A 15,607-nucleotide genomic window follows, 5' to 3' on the forward strand; every position below is an offset into this window, starting at 1 on the left:
GAATGGCTTATTCATTTAAATTTCAAAAGCTCCTCGAGCTTAAAGAAAATGAAAAAGACCAATCATTTGCTGAATATCAGCACTCAGTTTCCGAATTCGAAAAGGTCGCGGAAAAGCTGTATGAAAGCATGAGCCAAAAAGAAACGCTGGAAAAAAACAAGGAAATCAAGATGCAGACGGGGATGAGCGTTCAGGAAATGCGGCATTATCAGCAATTTGTCACAAATCTTGAAACGACAATCTACCATTATCAAAAGCTCGTCATGATGAAGAGAAATGAAATGAATGAAAAACAGCACGATTTGACGGAGAAAAATATCGAGCTGAAAAAATTTGAAAAAATGAAAGAAAAGCAGTTTGAAATGTATTCGCTGCAAAACAAAGCAAATGAGTTAAAGGAAATGGACGATATCTCCATTGCCCAGTACATAACTCAAGGAAGCTAGGGGTAGAAAAACGATGACCGAAGAAAAAAAAGCCGGTAAATTTCAGACATTTTTGTTTGTCATCGTCATTCCGCTGATCTTTTTAATCGTTGTAGCGTTCGTCGGCATGTGGCTTTTGGGCGTCAATTTTCAGGATGCAGCCTCAAAAATTCCCGTCGTAAAAGAGCTTGTGAAAAACGGCGAGGATCAGGACATAGATCACGCAACTAAACAGCAGGAGAACAAAGCAGAAAAGCTCCAAAAGACGATCGATGAACAAAAAAGCGAAATCGAAACGCTGACGAGTGACTTAAAAACGAGTGATCAAGAGATTAAAAGGCTGAAACAAAAAATCAGCTCGCTCGAAAAAACGGAAAAAGATGAAAAAGAGCAGGATAAAAAGAACGCCGAAGGTCAAGGAGACGGAAAAGTCGTCAAAATTTATGAAAGCATGCAAAGCAATAAAGCTGCAAAAATTTTAAGCGAATTAAAAGAGGAAGAGGCAATCAATATTTTAGATTCTTTAAGCAAAAAGAAAGTGACTGAGATCCTCTCAAAAATGTCTCCTGATAAAGCGGCTGTATTCACAGAAAAGCTTGTGAAAAACGAGGCGAAAAACGAAGCGAAAAAAGAAGGGGGGGAATAGCTTGAGGCTTTTTGACGCAATCTCCTTTGATGCCAAACCTGCGGTGGACACTGCACCTGCAAAAACGAGCAGGACGCCGTTGGGCGCGCTCTTTCAGAATGTGCTCCAGAAGGAAAACAGCTCACTTTCCCCTTTTCAAAAGGGAGAAGAGCCTTCTCAGGATACGCCGTTGGAAGGGCTTTTGCATGAACTGAAGCAATGGCTTTCAAATAAGGAAGACAGCTCTTTCAATGAAGACTGGCTGAATTCCCTTCAGCAGCTTGAAGAGCTGAATGCATCTCCGGATGAACTGGCATTGGCAGAACAGCTGTTACAACAAATAAAAGAGCTGCTTGAAAAAGCCGCCCTGCCTGAACAATCAGGCAAAACGGCTGATGCTAAAGCTTTGCCTGCCGACGAAAGCGGGACAGAAGAGCCGAAAAAGCCCGACCTGCAAATTCTCGGCCAGATTCAGCAGCTGCTAGCTGCGATTGTAAATGAAAATCAACCGTCACTCAAAACTTCGCAAATCGCAGAATTATTGAAACAGGCGCCGGAATTTCTCGCCGCTCTTCAAACAAAGGCGGGAGCAGAAGGGCTGATTGATGAGCTTAAACGTCAATTTTTCACGAAAGATCCGAGCCAATCGCAGCTTTTGTCCATGTCAAACACCGAGCTGAAAAGCTTGAAAAGCTTAATGGAGCAGATGATGAACGCAAACGCTGAACCGGATCAAAAAGAGTGGAAAATGGCCGAAAGCGAACTCAAGGCAATGCTCATGAGCAAGAAAACCGATGTTTCTCTTTCTGAGAAGCCGTTGTCCTTTGTTTTGAACAGAAGAGAAATTCAAACTGAAGGAAAGCAAGGCCAAAAGGAACAGCCGATTCAATCCTCTGTACTGGCCAATCATCGGACAGGCACAGCGCTGATCCAGGGTCTCCAGCCTTCGGCGGCAGAGGAAGCTTCCGCTCAGCCGAAAAGCTTTTCAGAACAAATTCTCAGCTCATGGAAACAGATGAAGTATACGCCGTTCGGCAGGTCGACAGGCAGTTTCACGATCCGCCTGAATCCTGAAAATCTTGGCTTTATCACGATCAAGCTCGTCAAACAGCACGGGATGTTTTCAAGCAAAATCATCGCATCGACCCAGTCGGCTAAAGAGCTGCTCGAACACAATCTCGCGCATCTTAAACAGGCGCTGCCCAACATGTCTGTGCAAATTGACCGCTTCGGTGTTCCGCTTCAAAACAGCGATCAGACTTTCGGACAGCTGGCGGACGATGAGAAAAACCAGCATCAGCCGAAGCAAGATCAGCAAAGTAAGCAGGAAAATGAGGATTTTCAGGAGTTTCTGGATGAGCTTATCGAGACTCGATCACAGGACAGCGAGGAGGAGATCTAATGTCTGATACTTCAATTGATACCAGAACCGCCTTAGGAACAACAAACACGAAATCGACGACATCCGATTTTTTATCCGAGGCAAAAAAAGCCGAGAAAGCAGGGAGCGGCTCCAATCTTGGGAAGGATGAATTTTTGAAACTGCTGATGAAACAACTGCAGTACCAAGATCCCTTAAATCCGATGGAAGACCGCGAATTCATTGCGCAAATGGCGACCTTTTCAAGCCTAGAGCAGCTAACGAATCTGAACACAACGATGTCGACGTTCGTCGGACTTCAGGACCCGATGACGATGTATGTCAGCTGGATCGGAAAAGAAGTCACCTATGAAGGCGAAGACAGCGAAGAAAAAACGGCGCTCGTCAAATCAGTTAAAAGCTCAGACGGACAGTATCTGCTTGTCCTTGACGATGGAACCGAAGTCAATCCGTGGAATGTGACGGCGGTAAGCCATTCTGATAAATAAAAACAGACAATTCAGGGAGGAATAATTATGTTACGTTCACTATACTCAGGAATCAGCGGCATGAAAAACTTTCAGACAAAGCTTGATGTCGTCGCCAACAACATCTCGAATATCAATACGGCAGGCTATAAGAAAAGCCGGGTTACGTTTAAAGATATTGTCAGCCAGCAGCTTTCCGGCGCGTCGTCGTCTACTGCAAACCGCGGCTCTGTAAACGGCCAGCAGGTCGGACTCGGTGCAACGATCGGATCGATCGATATCATTCACACAAACGCAGCGCCTTCGACAACAGGCCGCCAGCTTGACATGACCATTACAGGAGACGGCTACTTCCGCGTCGGATCAGGAGATGAAGTGTACTACACAAGATCAGGAAACTTCTACCGATCTGATGAAGGTGACCTCGTCACTGTTGACGGGCTGTTCGTCTTAACGGCCAATAATGGAAGAATCAACATTCCGCAAGACGCGCAAAGCTTCAGCATCGCTCCTGACGGAACCGTTTCTTATGTCGATCAAAACAACGAGAACCAGACCGCCGGCCAGATCTCGCTTGCGACATTCAGCAACACATCCGGATTATCAAAAGCTGGAGACAACCTTTACCGCGAAACATTGAGTTCGGGAGATCCGCAAGTCGTTGTACCTGGGGAAGGCGGCTCAGGAAAAATTCAAACGAGTGCGCTTGAAATGTCGAACGTCGACCTTTCAGAAGAATTTTCCGAAATGATTATCGCGCAGCGCGGCTTCCAGTCCAATGCGAAAATCATTACAACCTCTGATGAAATTCTTCAGGAACTCGTCAATCTGAAGCGATAGGAGGGAAGGAGGCGCCCTCGTGAAGGCGCCTCTTGATAACACATGATCAAAGTTACGCGATTAAACGGACAGCCCTTTATTCTGAATGCACTATTCATTGAGCAAATTGAATGTTTTCCGGATACGACAATTACGCTGTCCAACGGAAAAAAGTTTGTTGTCAAAGAAGATGAAGATACAGTTGTGGATACAATCGTGTCATTCTATCAAAAAATCCAAATACTTTCTTGTGACCAAAGAATTGAGGAATCTGAATGAATAAAAAACTTCTAGGAATTATGATGACGATTATTTTGGCAATTGCTGTGTTGGGAACCGCTGCGTTCTTTGTCATCAAGGGAAGCGCAAGTGAAAAAGATCAAAACGCAGAACCTTCGATCGATGAAGTGGTCGAATCTTCAGTTGAAGTCGCCGAAATCACGACAAACTTGAAATCAGACAATGTAGTCCGTTTGTCAATCAAGCTTGAAACCGATTCGAAAGAGGCGAAAGAAGAGCTTGAAAAGCGGGATTTCCAAATTAAAGATTCAGTCATCTCCCTTTTGGCGAACACGAACGCAGATGAGCTTGAAGGACAAAAAGGAAAAGAAAAATTTAAAGAACAGCTGAAAGAAAAGCTGAACACGAACTACATGAAAGAGGGAAAAGTGAAAACTGTGTACATTACCTCCTTTAATCTGCAGTAGGAACATAGATGACAGAACCATGGAGGTGAAAACAGATGGCAGGAGAAGTGCTCTCCCAAAATGAAATCGATGCACTGCTTTCAGCGATATCGACCGGTGAAATGGACGCCGACGAGCTGAAAAAAGAAGAGTCCGTTAAAAAAGTAAAAGTCTATGACTTTAAACGGGCGCTCCGCTTTTCAAAGGATCAAATCCGCAGCTTGACCAGGATTCACGATAACTTTGCAAGGCTGCTAACGACTTATTTCTCAGCTCAGTTGAGAACCTATATCCAAATCTCGGTCAGCTCGGTTGATCAGGTTCCGTATGAGGAATTCATCAGATCGATTCCGAATATGACGATCCTCAATCTGTTTGAGGTTCGCCCTCTTGAAGGAAGAATCATGATGGAGATCAACCCGACCATCGCCTATACGATGATGGACCGGGTGATGGGCGGGATCGGCTCGAGCCACAACAAAATTGACAGCATGACGGAGATTGAGACGAAAATCATGTCCAATTTATTCGAAAGCTGTCTCACGAATTACAAAGATGCGTGGGAATCCATCACGGAAATCGAGCCGGAAATGTCCGATTTTGAAGTGAATCCGCAGTTTGTGCAAATGGTATCGCCGAATGAGACGGTCGTTGTCATTTCGCTGAACACGCAAATAGGAGACATCAGCGGGGTTATCAACCTGTGCATCCCGCACGTCGTCCTGGAACCGATCATTCCTAAGCTTTCCGTTCACTACTGGATGCAATCAGACAGAATTGAACCAAAACCGGAGGAAACAAAGTCGATAGAAAAGCGGATTTTGACGGCGCAAATTCCAATTGTCGCAGAACTCGGATCATCGGAATTAACCATTGAAGAGTTTTTAAATTTAGAAATTGGAGATTGTATCACTTTGGACAAATCAGTAGCAGAACCTCTTACTGTTTTGGTCGGAGATAAACCGAAATTTCTAGCACAAGCCGGCCGAATGAATCGAAAGACTGCGATTCAAATTCTAGATCACGACATAAGAGGTGAAGAATATGGAGAATAACAATAGGTTATCACAGGATGAAATTGATGCGCTGCTTAAAGGCGGCGATGATACGGCTCAAGAGCAGCCAGAATCAGGGTTGTCCCTGATGGAACAGGATACGATCGGGGAAATCGGAAACATTTCCTTTGGGAGCTCTGCAACAGCTTTGTCCACTTTATTGAATCAAAAAGTCGAAATTACAACGCCGACTGTTTCGGTGATTGAAAAAAGCCATTTAAATGATGAGTTCCCGCACCCGTATGTTTCAATCGGTGTGAGCTATACAGAAGGTTTTTCAGGAAACAATCTTCTCGTCATCAAGCAGGAAGATGCCGCGATCATTGCTGACTTGATGATGGGGGGAGACGGGACGAACGCAGATCCGTCGCTTGGCGAAATTCATCTAAGCGCCGTTCAGGAAGCGATGAACCAAATGATGGGTTCCGCTGCGACATCGATGTCCACCGTCTTCAGCAAGAAGATCGATATTTCTCCGCCGGAAGTTGACCTCCTTGATGTGAAAGAAGGGGAAGGGACAGAGCAAATTCCGAAAGAGGACCCGCTCGTCAAAGTATCTTTCAGACTAAAAGTCGGAGATCTGATCGATTCGCATATTATGCAGCTTTATCCGCTGACCTTTGCAAAAGATCTGATTGATGAATTAACAAATCAGGACGGCGGAGAAGAGCCTGTGAAGACTGAAGAGGTACAGACGCCCGTACAGGAAAAACCGGCGCCTAATCCGAATTCGGCACCTGCTCAGACACAGAGACAGGAGCCGGCGCCTAAACGGCAAGGGACGGCAAAAGTTTCAGAGCCTGTGCAGGTGGCACCGGCAGAGTTTCAATCCTTTGCCCCTCAGACTGAAGCGCAGCCGCACCTTCAAAACCTTGACATGCTCATGGATATTCCTTTGTCCGTCACGGTCGAGCTGGGGAGGACAAACCGCAGCGTCAAAGAGGTGCTTGAACTGTCAACCGGCAGTATCATTGAGCTTGACAAACTCGCCGGTGAGCCTGTTGACATCTTGGTCAACCAGCGCGTCGTTGCTAAAGGCGAAGTCGTCGTCATAGACGAAAACTTCGGCGTCAGGGTGACAGACATTTTGAGTCAGGCTGAACGAATCAGCAAATTACGATAATAACAGATTGATTGGAGAGATTAATAATGGCTTACAAGATTTTAGTAGTTGATGATGCAGCATTTATGAGAATGATGATTAAAGATATTTTGGTGAAAAACGGCTTTGAAGTCGTCGCAGAAGCGCAAGACGGGGCACAGGCTGTTGAAAAGTATAAAGAGCATTCACCTGATCTTGTCACAATGGATATCACGATGCCGGAAAAAGACGGAATCACGGCTCTTAAAGAAATCAAGGAAATCGATCCGCAGGCAAAAATCATCATGTGTTCGGCAATGGGCCAGCAATCGATGGTTATCGACGCCATCCAGGCGGGAGCGAAAGACTTTATCGTCAAACCGTTCCAGGCTGACCGCGTCATGGAAGCCATCAATAAAACGCTAAGCTAAAGGGTGTACAACTTGTTTAAGAAACCTCTTATTTTCATAGCCGGCCTTTGTCTATGCGCCTTTCTCGCATTGCCGTACGCTCCGGCTCTCGCAGAGGAATCGGGGGACCAGACCGTTGATCATCTGTTTGAGCAAAAAGGTGCGGGCAAAGAGAAAGAAAAAGCAAAAGACAAAGACAAAACCGAGGAAAAAAGTTCTCTAAAGGAAGAGGCGGAGACCGAACCCCCGTCTCCTTCCGTTTCCATATTTGATTTTGTGAAAATGATCGGCGCGTTACTGTTCGTCATTTTTCTGATCTATGCTTTGGTCAAATTCATGAATAAACGCAACCGTTTGCTAAAACCCTTCCAGTATGTTGAAAACATCGGCGGGACTTCACTCGGGCAAAACAAGTCCGTACAGCTGATTAAAGTAGGAAACAGGGTGCTGGTCGTCGGTGTCGGCGAAAATATCCAGCTGCTGAAAGAGATCGATGATGAAAAGGAATATAAAGAAATTCTCACGCAGCATGAAGCTGCGATGAACAGCAAGATTGAATGGCAGAAATGGATGGATCAAGTCAAAGTTCCAGGCGTGCAAAAACAAAGCGGCACGGCATCTTTTTCCGAGTCGTTAAAAGCACAGCTTGCGGAACTGAAACAAAATCGCGCAGAAGGCAGAAAGAAAGGCCAAAATCAACATGAATGAGTTTATGGATTTATTTAATTCAAGCGATGCGGCAAATGTCAGCGCCAGCGTCCGGCTCTTGCTGCTTTTGACAGTATTTTCGATCGCTCCGGGTATCTTGATCTTGATGACTTGTTTCACAAGGGTTGTCATCGTCCTGTCCTTTGTCCGGACATCGCTGGCAACACAGTCAATGCCCCCAAACCAGGTGCTGATCGGACTTGCACTGTTCCTGACATTTTTCATTATGGGGCCGACTTTTTCAGAGATTAATAAAGAAGCGCTGACGCCTTTAATGAACAATAAAATCACCTTGGATGAAGCTTATACAAAAGCGGAAGCCCCGATCAAAACATTTATGAGCAAGCATACAAGACAGAAAGATCTGGCTTTATTTATGAATTACGCAAAGATGGAAACGCCTGAGTCCATCAATGATATTCCGCTTTCAACTATGGTTCCTGCGTTTGTCATCTCGGAATTGAAAACCGCGTTTCAAATGGGATTTATGATATTTATACCGTTTCTGATTATCGATATGGTTGTGGCAAGTGTTTTGATGTCGATGGGGATGATGATGCTTCCGCCGGTCATGATTTCACTGCCGTTTAAGATTTTGCTGTTTGTGCTTGTAGATGGCTGGTATTTAATCGTTAAATCTTTGCTGCAAAGCTTTTAGAGTAGGTGCTAATACATGAATTCAGAATTTGTTATATCGATGGCTGAAAGGGCTGTATACGTTACATTGCTTATCAGCGGGCCGCTTTTGGCGCTCGCTCTTCTCGTCGGGCTGATCGTCAGCGTTTTTCAGGCAACCACCCAAATACAGGAACAGACTCTTGCATTCATTCCGAAAATCGTCGCCGTTTTGGTCGGACTCGTCGTTTTCGGCCCGTGGATGCTGTCGACGATTTTGTCATTCGCGACTGAGCTGTTCTCTAATTTAAACCGTTTTGCAGGGTAGTTTTAACATGTCAATAATCGAATCATTTCCAGCCTTTTTACTTGTGTTTGTCAGAATCACAGCATTCTATGTAACGGTGCCTCTATTTTCTTATCGGACAATTCCGGCCGTTCATAAAATAGGTTTTGCATTTTTTCTTGCGCTCGTCAGTTTTCAAGCGATTGAAAAGCCTCCTCACCTTGACGTTGACGGAATTTACATGATGTTGGCCATGAAGGAAGCGCTCATCGGACTTCTGCTTGGGCTGATCGCTTACATGATGATCTCAGCCGTTCAAATCGCCGGATCGTTCATTGATTTTCAAATGGGATTTGCGGTGGCGAATGTGATCGATCCACAGACAGGGGCGCAAAGCCCGCTTGTCGGCCAGTTTTTATATACGATGGCGCTGCTTCTCATGCTGAGCCTGAATGCGCATCATCTCCTGCTTGACGGGATCTATTACAGCTATCAATACATTCCGGTCGACAAGATGGCGCTGTCGTTTGGAAGCGAAGAATTTGCCGAGTTTATCGCAAAAAGCTTCAATACGATGTTTATTACAGCATTTCAATTGTCTGCGCCTGTTGTGGCTTGTTTGTTTTTAGTCGATCTGGCATTGGGGATTGTGGCGAGAACGGTGCCGCAGCTCAACGTGTTTGTCGTCGGGCTTCCTTTGAAAATCGCGATCACCTTTATCATGCTCATCATCTGCATGGCCGTTATGTTCAGCATGATGCAGCACGTCTTCGAATTTGCCATTCGGACAATGAGAGATCTATTAACTTTGCTTGGGGTGGCATGATGAAGCTGACGTTGGATTTGCAATTTTTCGCAGGTGAAAAAACGGAAAAAGCGACGCCGAAAAAACGGCGGGAAAGCAGAAAAAAAGGTCAGGTTGCCAAAAGTGCAGATGTCAATACGGCGGTCACTCTTCTCATCGTGTTTTTATCCTTTTTATTCATCGGACCTTTTATGAGAGACCGCCTGCTCGGCCTGATCGAAAAGTATTACAAAGAATTAATCACGATGAAGGTGTCAGTCGCCAATATTCCCGGCCTGTTTCAAAGTGTTGTGCTTGAATCGGGCCTCATTATGGCACCGCTTTTGCTGACAGCCGTCGTCTCTGGGGTATTGAGCAACTATATGCAAGTCGGGTTTTTATTTGCCCCTGAAGCGATCAAGCCTGATTTGAAAAAGCTTGACCCGCTTAATGGATTCAAGCGGATTTACAGCATCAGGGCGATCGTTGAACTGCTTAAATCGATTTTAAAAATCGTGATTGTCGGAGGCGTGACATTCGCCGTTTTATGGCTGAACTTTGACAAAATTCTCAGAATCCCGGCGCTGTCGGCTGGCGAGGCTTTGTCATATGTCGGCTGGCTCACCTTTTTAATGGGGGTTTCCGCTGCAGTCGCATTAATTTTTCTCGCGGTGCTCGATTACCTCTATCAAAAATTTGACTATGAAAAAAATATTCGCATGTCAAAACAGGACATCAAAGACGAATACAAAAAAACCGAAGGCGATCCTCTGATCAAGTCGAAGATCAAGCAGAAGCAAAAGGAAATGGCGATGCGCCGCATGATGCAGGAAGTGCCAAAAGCGGATGTCATCATCACAAACCCGACCCATTACGCCGTCGCATTGAAATACGACGAAAACAAAATGGATGCGCCGTTTATCATCGCAAAAGGGGTCGATCTAATGGCTCTGAAAATCAGGCAGATCGCCAAAGAACACGATGTCATGACGGTCGAGAACAGGCCTTTGGCAAGGGCGCTCTATGACCAGGTTGAGATCGACCAGGCCGTTCCGGAAGAATTCTTTAAGGCCGTAGCCGAAATCCTGGCCTATGTTTACAAAACAAAGCAAAAAATCTAGTGAATTTTTCAGTTTTAAAAGGAGAGAAACAGCATGTCTGCAAGAGATTTATCTATTTTATCCGGCGTTGTCCTCATTGTGGCAATGCTTATCATACCCTTTCCAACATGGATGTTGAGCATCTTAATTATCGTTAATATTTCTCTTGCGTTAATCGTGCTTCTCACCACAATGAACATGCAAGAACCGCTGCAATTTTCGATTTTTCCTTCTTTGCTGCTCCTCTTGACGCTGTTCCGCCTTGGGCTGAATGTATCGACGACGCGTTCGATTCTGTCCAACGGTGATGCGGGAAAAGTAGTCGAGACGTTCGGGTCTTTCGTTGTCGGCGGAAACGTTTTGGTCGGTCTCGTTGTCTTTATCATTTTGATCATTATTCAATTTATCGTCATAACGAAAGGGGCGGAACGGGTATCTGAAGTTGCTGCCAGATTCACGCTCGACGCCATGCCGGGAAAACAGATGAGCATTGATGCCGATTTGAATGCCGGAATGGTGACCGAGCAGGAAGCGAAGGTGCGCCGTGAGAAGGTGGCCCGTGAAGCCGACTTCTATGGAGCGATGGACGGAGCGAGCAAATTCGTGAAAGGGGATGCGATCGCAGGGATCATCATCGTCCTTATCAACGTCATTTTCGGAATTGTCATCGGCATGCTGCAAAAACAAATGAGCATTCAGGAAGCCGCTTCACACTTTACACTCCTGTCTGTAGGCGACGGAATCGTATCTCAGCTGCCTGCGCTCTTGATCTCAACGGCGACGGGTATCGTCGTGACAAGAGCGGCGTCGGACGGAAACCTCGGCCACGATATTACAGGCCAGCTGTTTGCCTATCCGAAGCTTTTGTATGTCACGGCGGGAACGATTTTCCTGCTCGGGATTTTCACGCCGATCGGCATTCTCCTGACAGGCCCTCTGGCTCTTCTTCTCGCCGCAGGCGGCTATATGCTCTCCAAAGCCGGTGAAGAGAAGGAAAAAGTGGAGGATATCCTTGAGGAAGAAGCTGAAGTGGATGAATTAAAAAGCCCCGAAAGCGTCGTCCATCTGCTTGATATTGATCCGATCGAGTTTGAATTCGGCTACGGATTGATTCCGCTTGCAGATGCAAATCAGGGCGGCGATCTGTTGGACAGAATTGTCATGATCAGGCGCCAGCTCGCGCTTGAACTCGGACTTGTCATTCCGGTCGTCAGAATCAGGGATAACATCGCTCTTCAGCCGAACGAGTACAGGCTCAAAATTAAAGGAAACGAAGTCGCGAAAGGCGAGCTTCTCCTCGATCACTTTCTGGCGATGTCTCCGACAGGCGAAGACGATCAGATCGAAGGGATTGACACAATCGAACCGTCCTTCGGTCTTCCGGCTAAATGGATACCGGAATCTCAGAAAGATCAGGCCGAAATGCTCGGGTACACGGTTGTCGATCCGGCTTCAGTCGTATCGACCCATATTACGGAGCAGGTGAAAAAGCACGCCCATGAGCTGATCGGAAGACAGGAAACGAAACAGCTGATCGACCACTTGAAAGAATCTTATCCTGTACTGGTCGAAGAGGTCTCGCCGAATCCGCTGTCTGTCGGTGACATTCAGAAAGTGCTGGCAAAACTTCTGAAAGAAAAAGTATCGATCAGGAACTTGGTGACAATCTTTGAAACGCTGGCCGACTACGGAAAGCTGACGACGGATTCAGATATGCTGACCGAGTATGTCAGACAGGCTCTGGCCAAGCAGATCACCGCCCAATATGCGAAGGAAAATGAGACGCTGAAAGTGGTGACTTGTTCGGGCCGCGTCGAAAAGGCCGTGGCGGAAGGAATTCAGCAGACTGAACACGGCAACTTTTTATCTCTTGAACCAACATTATCCGAAAATATCATTCAATCTGTAGCAAGAGAAATCGAACAGCTCTCATTGAGGCAGGAAGTGCCGATCCTTCTATGTTCGCCGCCTGTCAGAATGTATGTCAAGCAGCTGCTTGAGCGCTATTTCCCTGATCTGCCGGTTCTTTCCTATAACGAATTGGAAGCCAATGTAGAAGTTCAAAGCATCGGAGTGGTGGATATTCAATGAAAATCAAAAAATTTGTAGCTGGTTCTATGCAGGAAGCCACAAAGCAAATTATACAGGAGCTCGGGAATGACGCCGTAATCTTGAATTCTAAAAAAATTCAAAAGAGAAAATTTCTCGGCTTTGTGAAAAAAACCGGGGTTGAAGTGATCGCGGTCGTCGACCAGGACTTTTCCGACGCAAGGAAGCAAGAGCGTCAAAAGCCCGTTTTCCGGGAACAAAGCCCTTCGCCTGTCCCGCAGCCGGACCATCTTGATTTGGCAAGCCAAGTGAAAGAGCTGAAAGAACTGCTGGAAATGCGGCATCATGAGCAGCCTGTTGATGTGCTGCCTGAACCGCTGAAAAAGGCGGACCAGCTCCTGGCAAAGAAAGGGGTATCGCCGGCCATCCGTACGAAAGCGCTCGGCCGGTTGATCAGCACTTCTTTAAGAGACGGCGAAGAGTGGACGGATGAAAAGACGCTGGCGCACTTAACAGATGCTTTGGCCGATCTTCTTCCCGATAATCTGGAACAGGACGTGGCGATTCATTCGCAATATGTCGTGCTCTTCGGATCGACCGGAGTCGGCAAAACGACGACATTGGCAAAGCTCGCCGCTTCTTCTGTACTGGAAAAGCAGAAAAAAATCGCTTTTATCACGACCGATACGTACAGGATTGCAGCGGTTGAACAGCTCAGGACATATGCCGAGCTTCTGAATGCGCCGCTTGAGGTGTGCTACACGAAAGAAGAGTTTAAAGCTGCCCAGCAAAAGTTCGCCGATTTTGACCACGTCTTCATTGATACGGCGGGCCGGAATTTCAAAGACGGGCAATATGTCAGGGAGCTGAAGGAAATCATTCCGTTTGAGCGTAAGATACAGGCGTTTCTCGTCATGTCCGCGACGAGCAAGTACGAGGATATGAAGGAGCTCATTAAGCAGTTCTCAAGCATTCCGATCGATCAGTTGATATTCACGAAAGTGGATGAGACCGATTCGTTGGGAAGCGTCATGAATCTGCTCGCCGAATCGAGAATCGGCCTCGGCTATATTACAAACGGACAAAATGTTCCGGAGGATATCCGCTACTTGTCAAACGCAGCATTTGTCAGACTGCTTACGGGGTGTTGAACATGGATCAGGCAGAAAGCCTACGAAGGCGGATGGGGCAGCGCTTTGCCGAACCGCCCGCCGCTATCGCTCATCCAAAAGCGAAAACGCTCGCTGTCATGAGCGGAAAAGGAGGCGTCGGGAAGTCGAATGTATCGCTGAATACGGCTCTCGCCATTCTGGAAAAAGGAAAGAGCGTGCTGTTGATCGATCTTGATGTCGGTATGGGGAACATTGATATTCTGATCGGCCGGCAATCGCTCTACACGGTGATGGACCTCCTCCAGCAAAAAATGCCGTTTGAGCGCGCCTTGTCAGCCGGCCCGCGAGGCCTTCAATACATTTCGGGCGGAACCGGGCTGGATGCAATGTTCGAATTGAACAGGGAAAACTGGGCGTTTTTTCTGAAGGAATTGACGCGGGCTTTGACAAGCTTCGACTATGTCATATTTGACATGGGAGCGGGGCTGTCAAAAGATCAGCTGCCTTTCGTCCTGTCAGCGGATGAAATTCTGGTCGTCACCACGCCGGAGCCGACATCCATCATGGACGCATACAGCGCGATCAAGCATTTGGCATTAACCGGACGCGATCTTCAGCTGAAAGTCGTTGTCAATCGCTGTACAACCCAAAAAGACGGAATTTCTGCTTTTCTCCGCCTTTCCAACACGGTAAACGCTTTTTTGCAGCAAAAGCTTGCATATGCAGGGCCGATTCCTGAGGATCCCCTGGTCTCAAGAGCCGTTGTGGAGCAGCAGCCGTTTCTGATAAAGAATCCGCGTTCCAAGCCGAGCAGGGCGGTTTACCTGCTGGCCGAATCGCTGCTTCATAACGGCAGAACGGAAATGGGCGAAAACCGGTCCTTTATCGAAAAATTATCTTCATTCCTGAGGAGGGGCAATACATTATGATTCGTGTTCTTGTCGTTGACGACTCTGCTTTTATGAGAAACATGATCACCAAGTTTTTAACATCCAATCACGAGATTGCTGTAGCAGGAACGGCAAGAAACGGCGAGGAAGCGCTCCAAAAAATCAAGGAGCTCCGTCCGGATGTGATCACATTGGATATTGAAATGCCTGTGATGAACGGAAAAGAAACGTTGAAAAGGATTATGGCGAGCGATCCGCTTCCGGTTGTCATGGTATCGAGCCTGACGCAGCAGGGAGCAGATATCACGATCGAATGTCTGGAGCTTGGGGCGATCGATTTCGTCGCGAAGCCGTCGGGTTCGATTTCAATAGATTTATATAAAGTAAGAGACATGCTGATTGAGAAGGTTTTGACAGCAGGACGGGTGAAACTGAAAGGCCGGCAAGTTCCGATCTCAAAGCCCGCCATCGAGACGGCGAAGCAGCCGATTGTGGGCGGCAGCGATTCAGTCCGCTTTCGGGCTGGAAAACAGCTCATCTGCATCGGTACATCGACAGGGGGGCCGAGGGCGCTGCAAAGAGTGCTTCCCAAGCTTCCCAAAACGTTGAAGGCGCCTGTTTTTATCGTTCAGCACATGCCAAAGGGCTTTACGGCCTCATTAGCGAACAGGCTGAACCACCTCTCAGAAGTAACCGTGAAGGAGGCTGAAAACGGTGAGAGAGCGAAAGACGGCTGGGTTTACATTGCACCCGGAGGAAAAAACATGGCGGTCGGCCTTGAAAAGGGCGAATTGGTGATCACGCTCGATGACCGCGACACAGAAAGCCGCCACAAGCCTTCTGTTGACTACTTGTTTCAATCCCTGGCCTCACTTCGGGAGTTTGAAAAAATCGCCGTCATTATGACGGGGATGGGAAGCGACGGAACAGAAGGCGTAAAAGGCCTTTTGAAACATGGGAGCGGAACGGTGATCGCCGAAGCAGCCGAGTCGTCCGTCGTTTTCGGAATGCCGAAATCGGTCATTAACAACGGGCTTGCAAACGACATCAAGCATGTTGATGAGATTGCCGCAGCCATTATGACGTATATGAAAAAAGAGAGGGCGTGACTCAT

Annotated in this window: 19 protein-coding genes; all 19 read left to right on the forward strand. The window is 46.9% G+C overall.

Translation table 11 applies throughout. From position 1 onward, the window contains the following. Positions 1–2 precede the first annotated feature (2 nt). Genes fliJ through TRNA_RS30725 form a run of 19 tightly spaced genes read left to right on the forward strand, consistent with a single transcriptional unit; the run spans position 3 to position 15,602 of the window. Positions 3–446: a flagellar export protein FliJ gene (gene fliJ / locus TRNA_RS30635; protein WP_003181776.1), complete on the forward strand. Its 444-nt coding sequence runs from the start codon at positions 3–5 to the stop codon at positions 444–446. A gap of 13 nt (positions 447–459) precedes the next feature. Next, positions 460–1,071 (forward strand): MotE family protein, encoded by a 612-nt coding sequence (locus tag TRNA_RS30640; protein WP_003181778.1) that lies wholly within the window; start codon positions 460–462, stop codon positions 1,069–1,071. Between the two features lies 1 nt (position 1,072). Further along, positions 1,073–2,452 carry a flagellar hook-length control protein FliK gene (locus tag TRNA_RS30645; protein ID WP_003181780.1) on the forward strand — a complete coding sequence of 460 codons (1,380 nt, stop codon included), beginning with the start codon at positions 1,073–1,075 and terminating at the stop codon, positions 2,450–2,452. Continuing rightward, the gene (gene flgD / locus TRNA_RS30650; protein WP_003181782.1) at positions 2,452–2,919 is read left to right on the forward strand and encodes a flagellar hook assembly protein FlgD; all 468 of its coding nucleotides are present in this window, start codon (positions 2,452–2,454) and stop codon (positions 2,917–2,919) included. The genes TRNA_RS30645 and flgD overlap by 1 nt, the downstream gene beginning before the upstream one ends. Before the next feature lie 27 nt (positions 2,920–2,946). Next, positions 2,947–3,738, forward strand: coding sequence for a flagellar basal body rod protein FlgG (flgG, locus tag TRNA_RS30655; protein WP_003181784.1), 792 nt, complete (start codon positions 2,947–2,949; stop codon positions 3,736–3,738). A 42-nt stretch (positions 3,739–3,780) separates the two neighbouring features. Next, positions 3,781–3,996 carry a flagellar FlbD family protein gene (locus tag TRNA_RS30660; RefSeq protein ID WP_003181786.1) on the forward strand — a complete coding sequence of 72 codons (216 nt, stop codon included), beginning with the start codon at positions 3,781–3,783 and terminating at the stop codon, positions 3,994–3,996. Then, positions 3,993–4,424, forward strand: a complete 432-nt coding sequence (gene fliL, locus TRNA_RS30665; protein WP_009328514.1) for a flagellar basal body-associated protein FliL — start codon at positions 3,993–3,995, stop codon at positions 4,422–4,424. The genes TRNA_RS30660 and fliL overlap by 4 nt, the downstream gene beginning before the upstream one ends. A gap of 35 nt (positions 4,425–4,459) precedes the next feature. Further along, positions 4,460–5,458: a flagellar motor switch protein FliM gene (gene fliM, locus TRNA_RS30670; RefSeq protein ID WP_003181789.1), complete on the forward strand. Its 999-nt coding sequence runs from the start codon at positions 4,460–4,462 to the stop codon at positions 5,456–5,458. Further along, positions 5,448–6,581: a flagellar motor switch phosphatase FliY gene (gene fliY, locus TRNA_RS30675; RefSeq protein WP_003181794.1), complete on the forward strand. Its 1,134-nt coding sequence runs from the start codon at positions 5,448–5,450 to the stop codon at positions 6,579–6,581. Before fliM ends, fliY begins: the two co-directional genes overlap by 11 nt. Positions 6,582–6,607: 26 nt before the next feature. Next, positions 6,608–6,970 carry a response regulator gene (locus tag TRNA_RS30680; protein ID WP_003181796.1) on the forward strand — a complete coding sequence of 121 codons (363 nt, stop codon included), beginning with the start codon at positions 6,608–6,610 and terminating at the stop codon, positions 6,968–6,970. Positions 6,971–6,982: 12 nt separating this feature from the next. Further along, positions 6,983–7,657 carry a flagella biosynthesis regulatory protein FliZ gene (fliZ, locus tag TRNA_RS30685; RefSeq protein WP_009328513.1) on the forward strand — a complete coding sequence of 225 codons (675 nt, stop codon included), beginning with the start codon at positions 6,983–6,985 and terminating at the stop codon, positions 7,655–7,657. Continuing rightward, positions 7,650–8,315, forward strand: a complete 666-nt coding sequence (gene fliP / locus TRNA_RS30690) for a flagellar type III secretion system pore protein FliP (RefSeq protein WP_009328512.1) — start codon at positions 7,650–7,652, stop codon at positions 8,313–8,315. The genes fliZ and fliP overlap by 8 nt, the downstream gene beginning before the upstream one ends. A gap of 15 nt (positions 8,316–8,330) precedes the next feature. Continuing rightward, positions 8,331–8,600: a flagellar biosynthesis protein FliQ gene (gene fliQ / locus TRNA_RS30695; protein WP_003181801.1), complete on the forward strand. Its 270-nt coding sequence runs from the start codon at positions 8,331–8,333 to the stop codon at positions 8,598–8,600. A gap of 7 nt (positions 8,601–8,607) precedes the next feature. After that, entirely contained in the window at positions 8,608–9,384 is a 777-nt protein-coding gene (fliR, locus tag TRNA_RS30700; protein WP_011197977.1) for a flagellar biosynthetic protein FliR, read from the forward strand. Then, positions 9,384–10,463, forward strand: coding sequence for a flagellar biosynthesis protein FlhB (gene flhB, locus TRNA_RS30705; protein WP_003181806.1), 1,080 nt, complete (start codon positions 9,384–9,386; stop codon positions 10,461–10,463). The genes fliR and flhB overlap by 1 nt, the downstream gene beginning before the upstream one ends. Before the next feature lie 33 nt (positions 10,464–10,496). After that, positions 10,497–12,533 (forward strand): flagellar biosynthesis protein FlhA, encoded by a 2,037-nt coding sequence (gene flhA / locus TRNA_RS30710; protein WP_003181808.1) that lies wholly within the window; start codon positions 10,497–10,499, stop codon positions 12,531–12,533. After that, positions 12,530–13,642 carry a flagellar biosynthesis protein FlhF gene (gene flhF, locus TRNA_RS30715; RefSeq protein WP_003181810.1) on the forward strand — a complete coding sequence of 371 codons (1,113 nt, stop codon included), beginning with the start codon at positions 12,530–12,532 and terminating at the stop codon, positions 13,640–13,642. Before flhA ends, flhF begins: the two co-directional genes overlap by 4 nt. A gap of 2 nt (positions 13,643–13,644) precedes the next feature. Next, positions 13,645–14,532 carry a MinD/ParA family protein gene (locus tag TRNA_RS30720; RefSeq protein ID WP_009328511.1) on the forward strand — a complete coding sequence of 296 codons (888 nt, stop codon included), beginning with the start codon at positions 13,645–13,647 and terminating at the stop codon, positions 14,530–14,532. Continuing rightward, positions 14,529–15,602, forward strand: a complete 1,074-nt coding sequence (locus TRNA_RS30725; protein WP_003181813.1) for a protein-glutamate methylesterase/protein-glutamine glutaminase — start codon at positions 14,529–14,531, stop codon at positions 15,600–15,602. The genes TRNA_RS30720 and TRNA_RS30725 overlap by 4 nt, the downstream gene beginning before the upstream one ends. Positions 15,603–15,607: the final 5 nt, after the last annotated feature.

The organism is Bacillus licheniformis DSM 13 = ATCC 14580 (genome assembly GCF_000011645.1).
Taxonomy (GTDB): Bacteria; Bacillota; Bacilli; order Bacillales; family Bacillaceae; genus Bacillus; species Bacillus licheniformis.

Bases quoted from the DNA above. Each gene is read 5' to 3' on its own strand.
- fliY (WP_003181794.1), top strand. From the start codon at position 5,448: ATGGAGAATAACAATAGGTTATCACAGGATGAAATTGATGCGCTGCTT.
- fliJ (WP_003181776.1), top strand. From the start codon at position 3: ATGGCTTATTCATTTAAATTTCAAAAGCTCCTCGAGCTTAAAGAAAAT.
- fliQ (WP_003181801.1), top strand. From the start codon at position 8,331: ATGAATTCAGAATTTGTTATATCGATGGCTGAAAGGGCTGTATACGTT.
- TRNA_RS30720 (WP_009328511.1), top strand. From the start codon at position 13,645: ATGGATCAGGCAGAAAGCCTACGAAGGCGGATGGGGCAGCGCTTTGCC.
- flhB (WP_003181806.1), top strand. From the start codon at position 9,384: ATGAAGCTGACGTTGGATTTGCAATTTTTCGCAGGTGAAAAAACGGAA.
- fliR (WP_011197977.1), top strand. From the start codon at position 8,608: ATGTCAATAATCGAATCATTTCCAGCCTTTTTACTTGTGTTTGTCAGA.
- TRNA_RS30640 (WP_003181778.1), top strand. From the start codon at position 460: ATGACCGAAGAAAAAAAAGCCGGTAAATTTCAGACATTTTTGTTTGTC.
- flhA (WP_003181808.1), top strand. From the start codon at position 10,497: ATGTCTGCAAGAGATTTATCTATTTTATCCGGCGTTGTCCTCATTGTG.
- flgD (WP_003181782.1), top strand. From the start codon at position 2,452: ATGTCTGATACTTCAATTGATACCAGAACCGCCTTAGGAACAACAAAC.
- TRNA_RS30680 (WP_003181796.1), top strand. From the start codon at position 6,608: ATGGCTTACAAGATTTTAGTAGTTGATGATGCAGCATTTATGAGAATG.
- fliP (WP_009328512.1), top strand. From the start codon at position 7,650: ATGAATGAGTTTATGGATTTATTTAATTCAAGCGATGCGGCAAATGTC.
- flgG (WP_003181784.1), top strand. From the start codon at position 2,947: ATGTTACGTTCACTATACTCAGGAATCAGCGGCATGAAAAACTTTCAG.
- TRNA_RS30725 (WP_003181813.1), top strand. From the start codon at position 14,529: ATGATTCGTGTTCTTGTCGTTGACGACTCTGCTTTTATGAGAAACATG.
- TRNA_RS30660 (WP_003181786.1), top strand. From the start codon at position 3,781: ATGATCAAAGTTACGCGATTAAACGGACAGCCCTTTATTCTGAATGCA.
- fliL (WP_009328514.1), top strand. From the start codon at position 3,993: ATGAATAAAAAACTTCTAGGAATTATGATGACGATTATTTTGGCAATT.
- fliM (WP_003181789.1), top strand. From the start codon at position 4,460: ATGGCAGGAGAAGTGCTCTCCCAAAATGAAATCGATGCACTGCTTTCA.
- flhF (WP_003181810.1), top strand. From the start codon at position 12,530: ATGAAAATCAAAAAATTTGTAGCTGGTTCTATGCAGGAAGCCACAAAG.